Genomic DNA, 15,824 nt, shown 5'->3' with positions numbered 1-15,824 from the left:
TCCCTGCGAGGAGGCGAAGGCGACGCGGCAGGAACCAGCCGGCGGGAAACACAGTGGCGCGGTGCAGGGGATGCCGGCTGTTGCCTTTCGGCAAAAGCCGGCCTACCGGCGCCTCACCACAATCCGAGCTACCAGGGATGCCGCATCCCGTAGGCCGGCTTGCGACCGAAGGGAGCCAGCCGGCGAACCACGCGGCGGTGCTGCACCAGCGCTACCACCTCGGGGTTCCGCCAACCGCGCATTTTTCTCTCGCAAAGGGGCGAGGATCGCCGAGAGGTGCAAAGGAAAATCGAGCCAGCAGGTCACGCACTGCCCGACCGAAAGTCATTGGCTTCTCTGCGCTCTTCGCGCCCTCCGCGCCTCTGCGTGAAAACCGACCCGGACCGCTTGAGCCCGCGTTGCAGGAATCAGCCGAGGTCGGGTTCGGTCGCGCGATAGCTCTCCAACTGCTGGAAGCGATCCCACCATTCCTGGAAGCCCGGGACGTCGAACACCTTTGCGGCATCGTCGGTCAGGCTGACATAGAAGCAGGCGGGTGCCAGATAGAGATCGGCCAGCGTCGGTTTGTCACCGGCGATGTACTTCGAGTCGCCGCGGATCTTCATCAGCTCGGTGAGGACCTTGCGCGCGTCCTCGATGGACTGCTTGCGGAACGCCTCGTCCGGATTGCCGAGGAAGCCGGGGAACAGGTGATAACCGGCGACACCGACCAGCGCACCATAGCCATAGGAATCGAACAGGCCGATCGCCATGTCCATGCGGGCACGGTCTTTGGGGTTATCGGGTATGAATGACGGCCCCTCGAGCACATCGTTCAGATAGCGGGTGATCGCGCTGGTTTCGAGAATCCGCATCCCGTCGTGGTCGAGCACCGGCACTTTGCCGAATGGGTGGCGCTCGAGATGTTCCGGCTGCCGCGGCTCGCCTTCCAGCACGTTCACCTGGACCTGGTCGTAATCGGCGCCCTTCTCCGCGAGCAGCATACGCACGGTTCGTACGTAGGTGCTCCCGTCGAAACCGTAGAGAACGATGTCCTTGCTCATGGCACTACCTCCGGGTATGTCCGGTGGCCATTCCGGTACCGGAATGGCGCGAGGCGAAACCCCGCTCGAAGGAGATTCGCACACGATCCAATTGTGTGCAATCATTCTGACCGATCGGGCATTCGACCCGCGCGCGACGCCGATCCGGCATCGCAAAAGGCGACGGGCCCGAAGGAGGTACCTTGGCGAACGGTTGCGACAACAGGGATCCGCTCACGCTCGACAACCAGCTCTGTTTCAGCGTCTATTCGACCGCGCACGCATTCACCCGCCTGTACCGGACCCTGCTCGACCCGCTCGGCCTAACCTACACCCAGTACATCGTCCTGCTCGCCCTGCTGGAAGAAGACGGGGTATCGATCAAGGTCCTCGGCGGCCGGCTGTCACTGGATTCCGGCACGCTCACGCCGGTCCTCCGTCGGCTCGATACGGCTGGCCACGTGAATCGGACGCGTGACCGGGACGACGAGCGCATCGTTCGCGTGCACCTCACCGCTCAGGGGCGGGCCCTGCGACCGGAACTCGAACGCGTGAACAATTCGATCGGCGCATCCACGGGCCTGGACGCGGACGAACTGACGCGGCTGCAACAGCGCCTGCGCACATTGCAGGATGGCCTCGAAGCCGGGTTGAAGCGGCTGCACGGGCAACCGGACGACTGAAGCCGAGAGACAGCGCCGATCCCCCGGGGCATTGCCGCACTCGCCGAGGACCACGCGGGGGTCTGGCAAACGGGTATCACAGCCACGAGAATGCAGGCTATCCAACCCCGCGGCGAGTGGCTGGCGATGGAGACTGGACCGATTCCGGCACACGCCCACTTCGACACGAACGCGCCCGCGAGGCGGATTCGCGTCCTGCTGTTCGCCGCCGCCGCGACCCTGGTGTCCGCCGCGCCCGCGGAGGACGGGGTCATGGAACCCATCGTGATCACCGCCCCGCGCATGGAGCGCAACCTGCTCGACGTCCCGGCGGCGGTGGACGCGGTCGATCGCGACGAGATCCGGAACGGGCGCCGGGGGCTCACCCTGGACGAGTCGCTGCAGCAGATCCCGGGTCTCTACTTCCAGAACCAGTACAACTTCGCCCAGGGGCTGCGGATATCCACGCGCGGATTCGGCGCCCGTGCGCCCTTCGGTATCCGCGGCATCCGGCTGCGGGTCGATGGGTTCCCGGAGACGCTGCCCGACGGCCAGTCGCAGACCGATGCCATCGACCTCGAATCGGCGGATCGGATCGAGGTGATCCGCGGGCCAGCCGCGGTGGCCTACGGCAACGCCGCCGGCGGCGTCATCGATATCACCACGGCGGACGGTCGAGACATGGCCTACAGCCCCGCCGTGTCCGCACAGGGCGGCAGCCATGGCTACCGCAAGGGCGGCGTCCGGGCCGGCGGCAACGACGGCCCGTGGGCCTACCACATCAACGCCTCGGCACTCCGCTTCGACGGCTTCCGCGAGCAGTCGCGCGTGGAGCGCGACCGCGTGAATGCCAAGGTCACCCGCTCGTTCGACGAGGAGCGCGAATTGCAGACGGTGCTGACGCTGATGGACAACCCGGTCTCCGAAGATCCCGGCGGCCTGACCGCGGCCGAGCTGGCGGACGACCGCAGCGCCGCGACCGCCAATGCCCGCGCGCTCGACGCCGGCCAGACGGCCTCGCAACAGCGGCTGGGATTGCGCTGGCGCGACGGGGGTGCGGCCGGCGGCGTGCTGACGCTGCGGGGGTTCTACACCCGCCGGGATTTCGAACAGCAGCTGCCTTTTCCGGGCAACAGCCTGCTCGGCTACGATCGCGATTTCTTCGGCCTCGGTACTGAATACGCCCGTTCGGGCGCATTCGCCGGCATGCCGGTGCAATACACGATCGGCGGCGAAATCGACCGGCAGATCGACGATCGCTTCCGTTTCGCGGTGGATGGCGACGGTGCGATCCAGTCACGTACGGCCCGCGAGCGCCAGCAGGCGACCGCCGGCGGGCTTTTCGCCCAGGCGGACCTTGGCGTGACCGAAGCCCTCGACCTCAGCGCGGGCCTGCGCTTCGATCGGGTGCGTTTCGAAATCGACGACGAGCTCGTCAGTGACGGCGATGACTCGGGTTCCCGCCGGTTCGACGAGACCAGCGGCAGTCTCGGCGCCCTATATGCGCTATCGACCAACCATCGCCTGTATGCCAATGTCTCGACGGCTTTTGAAACCCCCACCTTCACCGAATTCGCGGATCCGGATGGCACCGGCGGCTTCAATCCCGCGATCGAGTCCCAGCAGGCGCTGAACCGCGAGATCGGCGCGCGCGGGCGTTTTGGCAGTCGCCTGCGCTATCAGCTCGCCCTCTTCCGGGTCGATGTCGACGACGAGATCGTCTCTTTCGAGCGCAACGGCCGCGATTTCTACGAGAACGCCGCCGAGACACGGCGCGACGGCATTGAACTCGGTCTCGACTGGATCGCCTCGCGGCGGCTGTCGATCGCCGCCGCCTGGACCTGGTCCGACTATCGCTTCGAGGAATTCGTCGACCGCGACGGCAACGACTTCACCGGCAATCGCCTGCCCGGGCTCCCCGAGCACAAGCTGTTCCTCGAGGCGGACTGGCGCGCTGCGGACGGCCGCTACGCACGCGCCAGCATCCGCTATATCGACTCGGTCTACGCCGACAACGCGAACCGCGTCCGCGTCGATGACTACACGACGCTGGATCTGCGCGCCGGGCGCACGTGGAGCGCCTCCGGGCGCCGCGTCGAGGCCTGGTTCGGCATCGACAACGTCACCGACACGGAGCATGTCGCGAATGTCCGCGTGAATGCGACCGGCGGGAGCTACTTCGAGCCGGCGCCGGGTCGGACATTCGTGGCCGGACTCGAAGTCGGATTCTGAATACAGCGCTGCGGCCGGGCGCCAAAGCCCGCGGCCGGCTGCATACATCCCCGGATTCCGCTGGCGCTGCATCCGGGCTGCGGTTTCCGCGTAGTCCGCCTCCCATCGGCCATGAGCGGGGCTAAGGCTCAGGCCGAACTGGCGTCATGACGGGCGTCGCTCCGCGGCGAAATTGGGCTCGGTTCCGGTCCCCCTCTTTTATAGTGGGGCGCGATCCGGGTTAGACTGCGTTTCGTCGGCCGGCCGTATGCGGCCTGTCATTCCATGATTTCATAACCACGGGAGCGACGATCGATGACACAAAAAATCGTCGTCGAAGATGTCTACAAGATCTTTGGCCCCAGCCCCGATCAGGCGAAACAGCTGATCGAGGAGGGCAAGAGCAAGGACGAGATCTTCGCGCAGATCGGGGCTACGGTCGGCGTGCAACGGGCAAGCTTCGGCATCGAAGAGGGGGAGATTTTCGTCGTGATGGGCCTGTCGGGCTCGGGCAAATCCACCATGGTGCGGATGCTCAATCGACTGATCGACCCGACCTATGGCGCCGTGAAGATCGACGGCAACGACATCACGAAGATGTCCACCGAAGATCTCATCCAGCTGCGCCGCCGCGACATGAGCATGGTGTTCCAGTCATTCGCCCTGATGCCGCACCAGACGGTCATCGAGAACGCGGCGTTCGGCCTGGAACTCTCCGGCGTCGAGAAGGCGGACCGCGAGAAACGCGCGCTGGCCGCGCTTGAGCAGGTCGGGCTGAAGGCGAACGCCAACAGCTATCCGAGCGAACTCTCCGGCGGCATGAAACAGCGTGTCGGACTCGCCCGCGCCCTGGCCGTGGACCCGACCATCCTGCTGATGGACGAGGCCTTCTCCGCGCTCGACCCGCTGATCCGCACGCAGATGCAGGACGAGCTGATCGAACTGCAGAAGCAGCATGCGCGGACGGTCGTATTCATCTCGCACGACCTCGACGAGGCCATGCGGATCGGCGATCGCATCGCCATCATGGAACAGGGCCGCGTGGTGCAGATCGGTACGCCGGACGAGATCGTCACGAACCCGGCCAACGAGTACGTGCGCTCCTTCTTCCACGGCGTGGACGTCACCAAGGTCTTCACGGGCGGCGACCTTGCCCGCAAGGACGCCGTCTCCGTGATCGACGACGCGAACGCCGATCCGAAATCGGTCCGCGAGCAGCTGCAGCGCGACGGGCATGACAGCGCGGTCCTGATCGACGGCTCGGGCAACGTCAAAGGCGTGATGACCGAGAAATCGCTCGCCGACGCCAACTCGCTGAACGACGCCTTCATCAAGGATCTTGAGCCGGCCGGGGCGGATATGTCGCTGCACGATGTCCTGAGCCGTGTCGCACACGCAGGGGCGCCGGTACCGGTGGTCGACGACAACGGCCGCTATGTCGGCAGCGTGTCGCAGGCCCACCTTCTCCAGACGCTCGATCGGACGGGATAATTCATCATGGCTGATCCAGAGAACTATCAATTCCTCAATATCGATCTGGGACAGTACGTCGAAGACCTCGTCGACTGGATCCAGAACAATCTCGGCGGCCTGCTCGACGGCATCTCCGCCGCCATCGACTTCGTCGTGGCCAACCTCGAAGGCTTCATGCTTTGGGTGCATCCATTGGTGATGGCGGCAGCGATCATCATTCTCGGCTTTCTGCGCGTCGGCTGGGGCTTCGGAATATTCTGCATCGTCGCGATGATCCTGTTCTTCGAGATGACGCTGTGGCCGGAGACCATGTCGACGGTGGCGATCGTACTCAGTGCCAGTTTCGTCGCACTGTTGATCGGCGGGCCGCTCGGCATCGCGATGGCCCGCAACGACAAGGTCGAGATGCTCGTACGGCCGGTGCTGGACTTCATGCAGACCATGCCGCCATTCGTGTACCTGATCCCGGCCGCAATCTTCTTCGGCCTCGGGAAGGTACCCGGCACGATCGCGACGGTGGTGTTCGCCATGCCGCCGGCCGTGCGCCTCACGAATCTCGGCATCCGCCAGGTGCATGAGGAGAACATCGAGGCCGGCCTCGCGTTCGGCTGCACGCCGCGCCAGCTCCTGACCAAGGTACAGCTGCCTCTGGCGATGCCCACCATCATGCAGGGCGTGAACCAGACCATCATGCTGTCGCTGTCGATGGTCGTCATCGCCTCGATGATCGGTGCGGGCGGTCTCGGCAACGTGGTCCTGACGGGTATTCAGCGCCTGAACGTCGGCCTCGGGTTCGAGGGCGGTCTTGGCGTGGTGCTGATTGCGATCCTGCTCGACCGGATCACGCAGACCTTCGGTCAGGCTGGAGCCAGCGGCAGCCCGCTGTTCCACTACCTCAAGGCGATGTTCAGCGGTTCCGGCAAGAAGACGGCCGCGTCCAGCTGATCCGCCAGTACCGTTGTGGCGAGCGTACGGTGCCCGGTCCCCCGGGCACCGTACGCCCCGCCCCTTTCCAGTCAGCCCACCTGTTTTCGGACCCGGTTCCCCTATCCGGGCTGCATCCCCACTCCACGTGAATTTCCGCCAAGCCGAACCGTCGGCAGTGCGAAATATTGACCTCACTTTGGGTTAGGTACTACACCTTTAATAAGCAGTCGGCGCTCACCCGTGACTTCATGACAATGAGCGGAGCCCGCGAATGGCCATGCCGGTCGGGCGCGGGCCGTCGACTACTTCGATTTCAGCGCCTGCGCATGCACAGGGGAGGCACGCGATGGATGTGGCGCGCTTGGTTGTTCGGGGCCCGCGGACGGGCCCGATAGATGATCTGATCATGAACATGGAGGCACGCGGCTGGTCTCCGGTGATTCATCGCGAGATCGGAGAACCGCTGCCACCGATGCCGGGGTCGGACACGGCTCCGGGCGTGATCGCCCTCGACGGCGCATCGCCGCCGGATAGTCGTCAAATCGAGGCGATACTCGGGAACAGCCGCAGGGAATGGATCGCACTCGTCCCGGGCAGGAGGAATCCCGAGGAACTCCTCACGGGTTCCGTTGCGGACTGCCTGTTCGCGCATCACCCGCTTCCCCCCGACCCCGACTCGCTCGACACGCTTCTGCGCCACGCTGCTGGACTCTCGGCACTGCGGCAAAAGACAGCCGCAAAGGAATCGGACGAAGACATCCCGCAGGACACGGATGAATCCGAGATGGTCGGCACGACGCCGGCGATGATGAAACTGTTCGGACAGATACGGAAAACCGCCCGGGTCGATGCACCGGTGCTGATTCATGGCGAATCCGGTACCGGCAAGGAACTGGCCGCCCACGCCATTCACGAGCGTTCGCCCCGTGCTGAGGGGCCGTTCATTGCCGTCAATTGTGGTGCCCTGCCGACGGAGTTGATCCAGTCCGAACTGTTCGGCCATGAAAAAGGCGCCTTTACCGGCGCGATCGAACGCCACGAGGGCAGGATCGAGGCCGCGTCCGGTGGCACGCTCCTGCTCGACGAGATCGGCGATCTCCCGTTGAATCTGCAGGCGAACCTGCTGCGCTTTCTGCAGTCCGGCGTCATCCAGCGGGTCGGGAGTTCGCACGATGTCTCCGTTGATGTCCGGATCCTCGCGGCCACCAATGTGGATATCGCGGACGCGGTCGCGGCGGGGGACTTCCGTGAAGACCTGTTTCACCGGCTCAATGTCCTCCAGCTGGAAATCCCGCCACTGCGCGAGCGGCCCGACGACATCGAGGTGCTGGCCCGGTTTTTCTTCGACCGTTTCCAGACCGAAAGCGCCCCGTCGCTGAGCGGGATCAGCCGTAATGCGCTGCACGTCATGCGCCACTATGACTGGCCCGGCAATGTCCGCGAACTGATCAACCGGATGCGGCGCGGCATGGTCATGGCCGAGGGCCGGTTGCTGCAGCCGGAGGACCTGGGTCTGGAGCGTCGCGGCCACTGGCGCCGGGCTAGAAGCCTGGAAGAAGTCCGTGAAAATGCCGAGCGGGAGGCGATCCATGCCGCGCTGATCCGCAATCGGCAGTGCGTGACGGAGGCCGCCCAGGAACTCGACGTGTCCCGCATGACCCTGTACCGGCTCATGGACCGCTACGGATTGCGCGACACCAGCGAAGCCTGAACGCCCGCCTCCGCCTGTCGCATCCGTGTGACGATCGACGAAACGGCCACATACGGGCCCCACGACCGCATCTGCCGCCCTCCCCGCCCCACGCTGTCTCGCCAGCGTGACACATACCTGCACCCGGCCTGAATAATACCCCCATAAAACAGGGATTTACGTAGTGGCACGGCGTTTGCGACACGGTCGGCAACAACGGCTTACCGGCGCAATACGACTGCCATGCAATCACTTTTGGTCGAGCAAAAGCGGAAACGGCAAGGACGCCATACCCGCGGTCTGACCGCCGCGCTTCTCGCGCTGCTGTTCGTCCTGACCGCACCGGCGACCGCATGGTCCGCGGATGCGCAGCAGATCGCGGCGACCGTGGCTGCCGGCGATGCGGGTCTGCCGGCGGCAACGCTGGATGACCGTGCGCTGGCGGGCATCCGCGCCCGCAACGCCGAGGGCAACACCCCCGTCGGCGGGAACCAGCGTACCGGCGTGACGCTCTGGGATGAGCGTGGCTCGCCGACGCAATCGACCCGGCGGCGCAACCACAGCGACGGCGCTGGCAACCGCCAGACTCACACACTGCAGCTGGGGCACTGACATGGAACGCAATCCGTACACCGGTCTCGAACGCGCACTGTGGTCGCTGGCCGCCGCGGCCCTGCTGCTCGGTGTCCCCGGCACCGCCGCCAGCGAGGAGCCGATCCCGGGCAGCGTGGCGCAGAGCGTGATCGAGGATCGTGCGCTGGGCGACGTCAACGGCGCGGTCCAGGTCAACCAGACCGCGGGCAACGCGAACGTACAGGCCAACGCCGGCGCGATCGCGATCGGGGCGCAGACCCCCGGGCGCGCCGTGATCCGCCAACGGACGGCGTCAGGGGCCACGGACAATGGCGCGGCGCGGGCCCGGATCGGGGCGGGCGCATTCAGCGGGGCGAGCGGCTGGATCGCCGTCAATCAGAGCGCCGGCCAGGCAAACGCCCAGGGCAATGCCCTCACGATCAATGTCGGTATCGACGGCGAGCAACTCGGTGAGGCCGATCTGGCCGCCGTCGGTACGGCACAACAGACTCGGCCGGGTCCCGATGGACGCGGCGAGGAGTCGGCGGAAACGGCGGAGATCGATCCGAGCGCTTTCGCCGGCGCCAGCGGCGTCATTCAGGTAAACCAGGCCGCAGGTAGTGGCAACGCCACGAGCAACCGGTTCGAACTGCATGTAGACAGTGCGATCGAGCCATGACAACCAAGGGGAGACAGAGCGATGACTAATCGTTTCGAAAAATCCGCACTTGCAATCGCGGTGGCCGCGGTGATTGCTGCACCCGCTGCAATGGCTGAGGGCTACGAAAGCGACAGTTCCGTCGAAATGGACAAGGAGACCGATACCGAAAAGGAAATCGATTATGAAGGTGAGGTCAGTGTCGGCGGCTACATCGACGGCGATGCCCTCGGCATGGCGGTGATCGAGAACCGCCAGGACAACGGCGGTAATGAAGTCCTCAACAAGGCCAACAACAATTCGGCCTCGGTGGACGACAACGCCATGCGCGAAGGCAGCGGCAACCTCGGCGCCAACGCGGCGGCCGGCGACAACAACAGCCAGTCGAACGCGGCGGCGCTGGCCGCGGCCGATGCCGACTTCGTCTTCGGCCATGGGGACGCCGAGGCGTTCTCCAAGCAGACCACCGGCGGTAACCGCACCGCCAATATCGGTGCCCGGAACTCGGCGAACCTCGGCGGCAATGCGCTGCAGGATGCAACCGGCAACATCGGGGTCAACGTGACGGCCGGCAACAGCAACAGCCAGCAGAACAATTTCGCGGCCACCACCGGTGCCGACAGCATGGCTGAGGCCGGCGTGAGCACCCGGCAGTCGGTCGGGGGCAACGAAACCGTGAACAGCCCCAGCTATGACCTCGAGTTCGAGCAGCTCACCGCCGAGATCGACATGGGCGGTCCCGAAAGCGGGGTCTCAGGCTCCTACGAGGGCGACGTGGATCAGAGCAACAACGTCTACCCCGACAACTGGGATCACAATCCGGAGTTCGGGGATGAGAACCAGCATCCCAATGCGCCGGCTCCTTCACTCGGCCATTCCGACTTCGACTCTGAGACCCAGACGAACTCCAGCGACGAGGACAACGCACCGCTGGACGAGGATGGCGCCTTCGAGTTCGAGGAAGCCGGTGACATCGAACTGTCCGGTACGGCAAGCGTGTCGATGGGCTATGCCCATCTCGAGCGTGACCGTCGCACCACCAACAACGCGTCGATCGATGGCAATGCCCTGCGCGGCGCCACCGGCAATATCGGCGTGAACGTGGCCTCCGGCACCAACAACCTCCAGTCCAACAGCCTGTCGGTCGTGTCCGTCGGGCCCGAAGGGAATGGAGGCGGAGAGTGATCGTGGTAGCCGGATACCACGGGTTCGGGAAGCCGTCATGAAAACGGCAACCCTGCCAACCTCGGCCCGGTCGCCTTCGGGCGGCCGGGTCGAGCCTGTTTTCGCGGGACGCGCCGGCAGGCCCGCGCGGTGGGGAACGATCCTCGCCTGCTGCGGGCTTGTGGCGCTCCTGCTGTCCTGGCCACTGACGGGCCATACAGCCCGGGTCCCGATGGGGGGCAATCTCCCCGTCGGGGACCTGGCCGACAAGGAAGTGGAATCGATGCGCGAGCGCAAGTATGCGCAGCTGGTCGAGCAGCAGACCGACTTCTCCTGCGGGGCCGCGGCACTCGCGACCATCCTGCGTTACGCATACGATCGGAACGGGGCCACGGAAAAACGCATCCTCAAAGGACTGTTCCAAGTCGCGGACCGCGAGAAGGTCCGCAAGCAGGGATTTTCACTGCTCGATCTCAAGAATTTCGTCGAGGGCATTGGCATGCGCGGGCGCGGCTATCGCGTAGCGGCCGATACCCTGGGCGACATCAAGATCCCGACCATCGCCCTCGTCGACATCGAGGGCTACCGGCATTTCGTCGTCGTTCGCCAGGTCGAGGGCGAGCGTGTATTCGTGGGTGATCCGGCGCTCGGGAACCGCACCATGGCGCTGGAGGATTTTGTTGACGCCTGGAACGGCATCGTTTTCGCGGTGATCGGGCCGGGATTCGATGAGGATACGGCTCTGCTGAAACCCAGGCGAACACTCTCCGCCCGCCGCCTCCACGATATCTATGCACCGGTGCCCGAGGCCCAGACGATCGGCTTCGGCATCCGGCACACGGAGATCTTCTGAGAACGGTGGAGTCACGGGCGCTGTCACAGAATTTCGGAGAATCGGTGATGCAATGGCGAAAACTCAGTAATCGGGGAACCGCAAGGGGCGCCCTGCTGATCGTCGCGGCATGCTCAGTCCAGGCGGCCGTCGCTGCCCCCGAGGGGGAACGGCCGGCAACACCAACCCTGGACGCGGCACAGGTGGTCCCGGAGCATGAACTCGCCAACCAGCGCGGGCGCTTCGTCCAGGGCGGCAAGGTCGTCCGTTTTGGCCTGCGAATGGCGAGTCAAATACAATCGGAAACAGGTGAAATTGTACGTGGCGGTGTCGACTTCCGCGTCGATATGAGTTCGTCGGAGCCGAAGGTGGAGTTCACCCCGACCATGGCGATCAAAAACCCATCAGACTCGAAACCCGACGGCACCCATCCGGCTAAAAACGGTGGTGGCTCGGTCACTCCCGGGGAGTCGGGTAATCGCAGTCCCGGCAACGGCAACAACAACGGGAACGGGATCGTGCAACGCGTTCAGGTCGCCGGGGACGCCAACAGCGGCGTCAACGACATGCGGATCGACGTCGTCGAGCACATGGACCACCCCGCTTCCGGCTCGGACGCGAACAATACCGATGTCGCGCTCCATGGCACCAACGGATCGAGTGTCGAGATATCCGCAGGCGAGCACGGCATGAACCTGGCGCTCGATATCCCCGGCAGCGGCCGCGTCTCGCAACGCGTCGTTTCCGGCCAGGGCGTCAAACAGCTGATCCAGCTCAGCGGCGAACTCAACCGGGCCAGCAGTATCGCCCGGCTCCGCGTGGAACTGCAGGAGGAATTGTCAGGCAATACCGCGTCGATACGCCAGGCGCTCGACTCGATCGAGACGCTGCGCTGACCGGGGTTTCCCCCGGAGATATCACGGGGCGCGCCCGCGCGCGGGCGCGCCTTTACGTCGTGCGGACACATGCAAACCGGACGGGAGACGATCCATGGAACGCACCGTCGCAGCATCCATCCTGACGCTCACGCTCACACTGCCATTTGCCGGTGCATCCGCCCAGGAATCCGATTCCGGGGGGGAACCTTCCGCCTCCGGTAGCGCCGCACCGACCGAGGAAGAGGCGGAACCCGAATCCTCGGTCCGCGACGTATACCGTGAGCAGCACGCGCTGTTCGGCGAGGACCTCACGATCGAGCCGAGCATCACCTGGACACACTCCGACCGCAATCAACTGACGCTTTCCGGTTTTCTGGCACTGGACGCGATTTTCCTCGGCAATATCAGCGTTGATCGAATCGCGCGCGATACCATCCAGCCGGAAGTGGCGATGCGCTACGACCTGACCGATCGATTCCAGTTCCAGCTCGCGGTGCCATACGTCTTCCGTCAGGCCAACTACGAATCGACAAATCAGGAAGGTGATCTTACGCTGGAAGAAACGGTCAGCGATGACGATATCGGGGACACGCGTATGCGCCTGTTCTATCGCTGGCTTGACGAAACACAGAACCAACCGGATGTCGTCCTCAACCTGGGCGTGACCGCACCGACCGGGACCGATCCGTTCGGAATCCCGACCGCGAGCCGCGGCGATGGGTTGTTGACTTTCCCCGAGGAATTGCCGACGGGGAACGGCGTCTGGACCGTTTCGCTTGGCGCCTCGATACTCAAGACCTATGACCCGGCCATCGTGTTCGCCAGTTTCGGCGCCGACGTGCGCCTGAAGGAAGAGTTCGACGATATCTCGGCACAGAGTGGTGATCAGCCAGGTGAAATCGACCTCGGTGACAGCTTCCGCTTCGGGCTGGGAACGGCATTCGCGCTGAATCGCGACCTGAGCCTGTCATTTTCTCTCGACCAGAAATTCACGTCGCCGACGGAGCAGAAACTGGAGGGGCAGGCCAGCCAGGAGATTACGGGGAGTGATTCCGTCTCGTCCGTCCTGAATCTCGGCGCTACGCTCAACCTCGGACCCGACCGCTCACTGACCACGAACGTCGGTTTCGGTCTGACGGACGATGCACCGGACGTTTCACTGCGGATGGCCATGCCGTTCAGCATGTGATCCTGAACGGTCCCGGTGGCCCAAAGACAGACCTGAAACCGTCAGGGAAGGACGTCGTTCGTGCCCGTGAACCGGGCGCGCGCGAAGGCGACGCGTTCCTGCGCTGTGTAGACAGGGCGGTCCGCCTCTACGCGCTCGGCCTCACGATCACGAATACACTGCAGCCGCGGAGCGAGCCCGATACCGTTCGCCAGCTGGATGGATAGCCCGGGGCGCGCATTCAACTCGAGCAGTAAGGGCCCGTGCCGGCGGTCGAGCACCATATCCGCGCCGAGGAAGCCGAGTCCGGTCATCTCGAAACAGTTTGCCGCCTGTATGAGCATGGCCTCCCAGTCGCTGATCCGCAGTTCATCGAGCCGCTGCCCCGTGTCCGGATGATGGCTTACGCGTCGGTTCTTCTGCACGGCATGCACCGGCTCGCCACGGGCAATATCCAGACCCACACCGATGGCATTCTGATGCAGGTTGGCCTTGCCATCGGAAGCCGCCGTGGACAGGCGCATCATGGCCATCACCGGATAGCCCTGGTACACGACGATACGGATGTCCGGGACCCCGGCATGACTGAACGCCGCGAATTCCGGTTCGATCTCGACCAGGGCCTCCACCATGGCCACATCGGGCGTCCCCCCGAGCGTATACAGACCGGCGAGCAGGTTGGACAGGTACCGCACGACGCGGCGGCGCGGCAGCCATTCCCCTGACCCTTTCCGGAACCAGCCATCACCGTGGGACGCGATCACGAGGATGCCCTTGCCGCCGCTGCCCCGGGCCGGTTTGATCGCAAAACCGCGATCGCCGGGGATGATCTGTTCGAGGCGGCGGACCTCGTGATTGCCACGGATGACACCCAGCAGTTCCGGCACGGCGACGCCGTAACGTTGCGCGAGGCGTTTCGTCCGCAGCTTGTCGTCGACAAGCGGGAAGTGCCGACGGCCATTGGCGCGGTTGATGTACTCGAGATTGCGCTCGTTCAGGCCCACCACGCCCTGCTCGCGCAGCCGCCGCGACCATTCAGGCATCAGCGCGTTTCCAGAAAGTGCGGAACCGCCACATCTCGCTCAGGCGATAGCCGGTATAGCTGCCGACGAGGATGATCAGGGCGAGCACCACGAGCTGCAGGCCAAGGAAGTTGAACATCCAATACTGCACCCAGGGCTGCTGCATCACCAGATACGCGGCGATCGCCGTAATCAGACTGCCGCCGCCCTGGATAAACACCTCGTGCGCACCCTCTTCTTCCCAGAGGATCGACAACCGCTCGATCGTCCACGCGATGATGATCATCGGGAAAAAGGGCATCTGCAGGGCATCAGCGAACCCGAGATGGAAGCTGAGCACGGACAGCAGCGCGACCAGCCCGATGACACAGACGATGACCACGGACACGCGCGCGACGAGCAGCAGATTGAGATGGGCCAGCGCCTGGCGGAGCACCAGGCCACCGCCGATCACCAGCAGGAACGTCACGAGACCGGTCAGCAGGGACATCTTGATGAACGCCAGCGCGATGAGTACCGGCATAAAGGTCCCCGAGGTCTGCAGACCGACGAACACCCGGAAGAACACGACGACCAGTGCACCCAACGGCAGCAGCAGGATGCTTTTGAAGATGGTCTGCTCGGAGATGGGCAGGCTGTAGATCGAGAGGTTGAACAGACCTTCGCTGATGCCCTCGTCGCGAGCGACCACGGCCGCGGGGCGACGGGTCTCGAGAATCGAGAAGCTGACGTCCGAGTCCTGCCCGCCCTCGACCTCGAGGACCGGGCCACCACTGCCTTCCCACAGCAGCAGCCGACTGGTATCCGCCCGACCGCCCGCGACCGGGTCAAACAACCGCGAGCCGCCGTCACCAAACACGCGCACGATGGAGCGCAGATCCTGCCGACGCCGACCATCCTCGAGTTCGAGCGCCTGGACCACACGAGCCGGAACATCCGCCTGCGCCAACAGGCGCACGAGCGCATCCGGCGGATCCGCTTCGCTCAGCAAGAGGCGGGCGTTCTGATTGCCGTTATCCTGCAGGCGTCGACTCAGTGCCGCCGCCAGACTGAAGGCGTCGACCGAGGCGGCGTAGGCGGACGCGAGGAGTTCATTGGCGGCAATCTGCAAGGCCGGTCGCCACGAAGACACGGTCCCGGTGGAGGCGGGTTTCTCCGGATCTTTCCGTGCCGGCGGCCCGCCGGATTCACCCTCGACCGCCCGGAACTGGGCGCGGTAATAGAGGACCTGCAGCCCCTCGGTCTCCCGCGTTGTCCATTCGGCACGCCGTTGCCCATCATCGAGGAACTGCAGCCCGTACCCCGGCGATGCGGTGTGCTCACTGCGCAGGGCAAAACCCGGCGGATCGTCCGGCACCGCCAGGCGTACGCGGACCGGTCCTTCCTCCGCCTCCAGGCGCACGCGCGCCTCGACATCCCAGAAGGTCTCGCTCGCCCCTGGCAGCAGCGGAACGCCCTGCTCGATATGGCGATAGACGCTGTGACCCAGACCCGACGCGATGAGTCCAAGTGCGACCAGGATCAGTGTCGGTACGCGCATGCCC

Annotated in this window: 14 protein-coding genes; 11 read left to right on the top strand and 3 right to left on the bottom strand. The window is 64.8% G+C overall.

From position 1 onward, the window contains the following. Window positions 1–407 precede the first annotated feature (407 nt). Window positions 408–1,043 (bottom strand): glutathione S-transferase family protein, encoded by a 636-nt coding sequence (locus A0W70_RS06450; RefSeq protein ID WP_067561542.1) that lies wholly within the window; start codon window positions 1,041–1,043, stop codon window positions 408–410. Between the two features lie 182 nt (window positions 1,044–1,225). Between A0W70_RS06450 and A0W70_RS06445 the strand changes: the two genes are divergently transcribed. The 11 genes from A0W70_RS06445 to A0W70_RS06395 all read left to right on the top strand — a co-directional run bounded on the left by A0W70_RS06445 (window position 1,226) and on the right by A0W70_RS06395 (window position 13,279). After that, window positions 1,226–1,705, top strand: coding sequence for a MarR family winged helix-turn-helix transcriptional regulator (locus A0W70_RS06445; protein ID WP_067561540.1), 480 nt, complete (start codon window positions 1,226–1,228; stop codon window positions 1,703–1,705). 126 nt (window positions 1,706–1,831) lie between these two features. Then, the gene (locus tag A0W70_RS06440) at window positions 1,832–3,916 is read left to right on the top strand and encodes a TonB-dependent receptor family protein (protein WP_083330824.1); all 2,085 of its coding nucleotides are present in this window, start codon (window positions 1,832–1,834) and stop codon (window positions 3,914–3,916) included. A gap of 294 nt (window positions 3,917–4,210) precedes the next feature. Beyond that, a complete protein-coding gene (proV, locus tag A0W70_RS06435) occupies window positions 4,211–5,386 on the top strand; it encodes a glycine betaine/L-proline ABC transporter ATP-binding protein ProV (RefSeq protein ID WP_067561538.1) in 1,176 nt (391 codons plus the stop codon). Window positions 5,387–5,392: 6 nt separating this feature from the next. Next, window positions 5,393–6,313, top strand: a complete 921-nt coding sequence (locus tag A0W70_RS06430) for an ABC transporter permease (RefSeq protein WP_067561535.1) — start codon at window positions 5,393–5,395, stop codon at window positions 6,311–6,313. 388 nt (window positions 6,314–6,701) lie between these two features. After that, window positions 6,702–8,006: a sigma-54 interaction domain-containing protein gene (locus tag A0W70_RS06425; protein ID WP_217495398.1), complete on the top strand. Its 1,305-nt coding sequence runs from the start codon at window positions 6,702–6,704 to the stop codon at window positions 8,004–8,006. Window positions 8,007–8,228: 222 nt separating this feature from the next. Then, entirely contained in the window at window positions 8,229–8,597 is a 369-nt protein-coding gene (locus A0W70_RS06420; RefSeq protein ID WP_067561533.1) for a hypothetical protein, read from the top strand. Between the two features lies 1 nt (window position 8,598). Then, complete coding sequence (locus A0W70_RS06415) at window positions 8,599–9,237, top strand: hypothetical protein (protein WP_067561532.1); 639 nt, start codon at window positions 8,599–8,601, stop codon at window positions 9,235–9,237. 21 nt (window positions 9,238–9,258) lie between these two features. After that, window positions 9,259–10,401 carry a hypothetical protein gene (locus A0W70_RS06410; RefSeq protein WP_070988397.1) on the top strand — a complete coding sequence of 381 codons (1,143 nt, stop codon included), beginning with the start codon at window positions 9,259–9,261 and terminating at the stop codon, window positions 10,399–10,401. A 37-nt stretch (window positions 10,402–10,438) separates the two neighbouring features. After that, a complete protein-coding gene (locus tag A0W70_RS06405; protein ID WP_083330815.1) occupies window positions 10,439–11,233 on the top strand; it encodes a C39 family peptidase in 795 nt (264 codons plus the stop codon). Window positions 11,234–11,280: 47 nt separating this feature from the next. Next, window positions 11,281–12,108 carry a hypothetical protein gene (locus tag A0W70_RS06400; RefSeq protein WP_139150751.1) on the top strand — a complete coding sequence of 276 codons (828 nt, stop codon included), beginning with the start codon at window positions 11,281–11,283 and terminating at the stop codon, window positions 12,106–12,108. Window positions 12,109–12,202: 94 nt separating this feature from the next. Next, window positions 12,203–13,279, top strand: coding sequence for a transporter (locus A0W70_RS06395; protein WP_067561527.1), 1,077 nt, complete (start codon window positions 12,203–12,205; stop codon window positions 13,277–13,279). Window positions 13,280–13,320: 41 nt separating this feature from the next. On the opposite strand, the gene A0W70_RS06390 is transcribed toward A0W70_RS06395, so the two are convergent. Together A0W70_RS06390 and A0W70_RS06385 are read right to left on the bottom strand one after the other, a co-directional pair. Continuing rightward, on the bottom strand, window positions 13,321–14,301 hold the full coding sequence (locus tag A0W70_RS06390; RefSeq protein WP_067561525.1) for an alpha-L-glutamate ligase-like protein: 981 nt from the start codon (window positions 14,299–14,301) through the stop codon (window positions 13,321–13,323). Further along, a complete protein-coding gene (locus A0W70_RS06385; protein WP_067561524.1) occupies window positions 14,294–15,820 on the bottom strand; it encodes an inactive transglutaminase family protein in 1,527 nt (508 codons plus the stop codon). Before A0W70_RS06385 ends, A0W70_RS06390 begins: the two co-directional genes overlap by 8 nt. Between the last annotated feature and the right edge of the window lie 4 nt (window positions 15,821–15,824).

The sequence above is a fragment of the Halofilum ochraceum genome (assembly GCF_001614315.2).
In the GTDB taxonomy this organism is placed as follows: Bacteria; Pseudomonadota; Gammaproteobacteria; order XJ16; family Halofilaceae; genus Halofilum; species Halofilum ochraceum.
The sequence above is the reverse complement of the archived record's forward strand: the minus strand, read 5'-3'. Positions and strand labels throughout refer to the sequence as shown.

Coding starts and splice junctions, on each gene's coding strand:
- A0W70_RS06450 (WP_067561542.1), bottom strand. CDS start 1,043: ATGAGCAAGGACATCGTTCTCTACGGTTTCGACGGGAGCACCTACGTA.
- A0W70_RS06440 (WP_083330824.1), top strand. CDS start 1,832: ATGGAGACTGGACCGATTCCGGCACACGCCCACTTCGACACGAACGCG.
- proV (WP_067561538.1), top strand. CDS start 4,211: ATGACACAAAAAATCGTCGTCGAAGATGTCTACAAGATCTTTGGCCCC.
- A0W70_RS06430 (WP_067561535.1), top strand. CDS start 5,393: ATGGCTGATCCAGAGAACTATCAATTCCTCAATATCGATCTGGGACAG.
- A0W70_RS06425 (WP_217495398.1), top strand. CDS start 6,702: ATGAACATGGAGGCACGCGGCTGGTCTCCGGTGATTCATCGCGAGATC.
- A0W70_RS06420 (WP_067561533.1), top strand. CDS start 8,229: ATGCAATCACTTTTGGTCGAGCAAAAGCGGAAACGGCAAGGACGCCAT.
- A0W70_RS06415 (WP_067561532.1), top strand. CDS start 8,599: ATGGAACGCAATCCGTACACCGGTCTCGAACGCGCACTGTGGTCGCTG.
- A0W70_RS06410 (WP_070988397.1), top strand. CDS start 9,259: ATGACTAATCGTTTCGAAAAATCCGCACTTGCAATCGCGGTGGCCGCG.
- A0W70_RS06405 (WP_083330815.1), top strand. CDS start 10,439: ATGAAAACGGCAACCCTGCCAACCTCGGCCCGGTCGCCTTCGGGCGGC.
- A0W70_RS06400 (WP_139150751.1), top strand. CDS start 11,281: ATGCAATGGCGAAAACTCAGTAATCGGGGAACCGCAAGGGGCGCCCTG.
- A0W70_RS06395 (WP_067561527.1), top strand. CDS start 12,203: ATGGAACGCACCGTCGCAGCATCCATCCTGACGCTCACGCTCACACTG.
- A0W70_RS06390 (WP_067561525.1), bottom strand. CDS start 14,301: ATGCCTGAATGGTCGCGGCGGCTGCGCGAGCAGGGCGTGGTGGGCCTG.
- A0W70_RS06385 (WP_067561524.1), bottom strand. CDS start 15,820: ATGCGCGTACCGACACTGATCCTGGTCGCACTTGGACTCATCGCGTCG.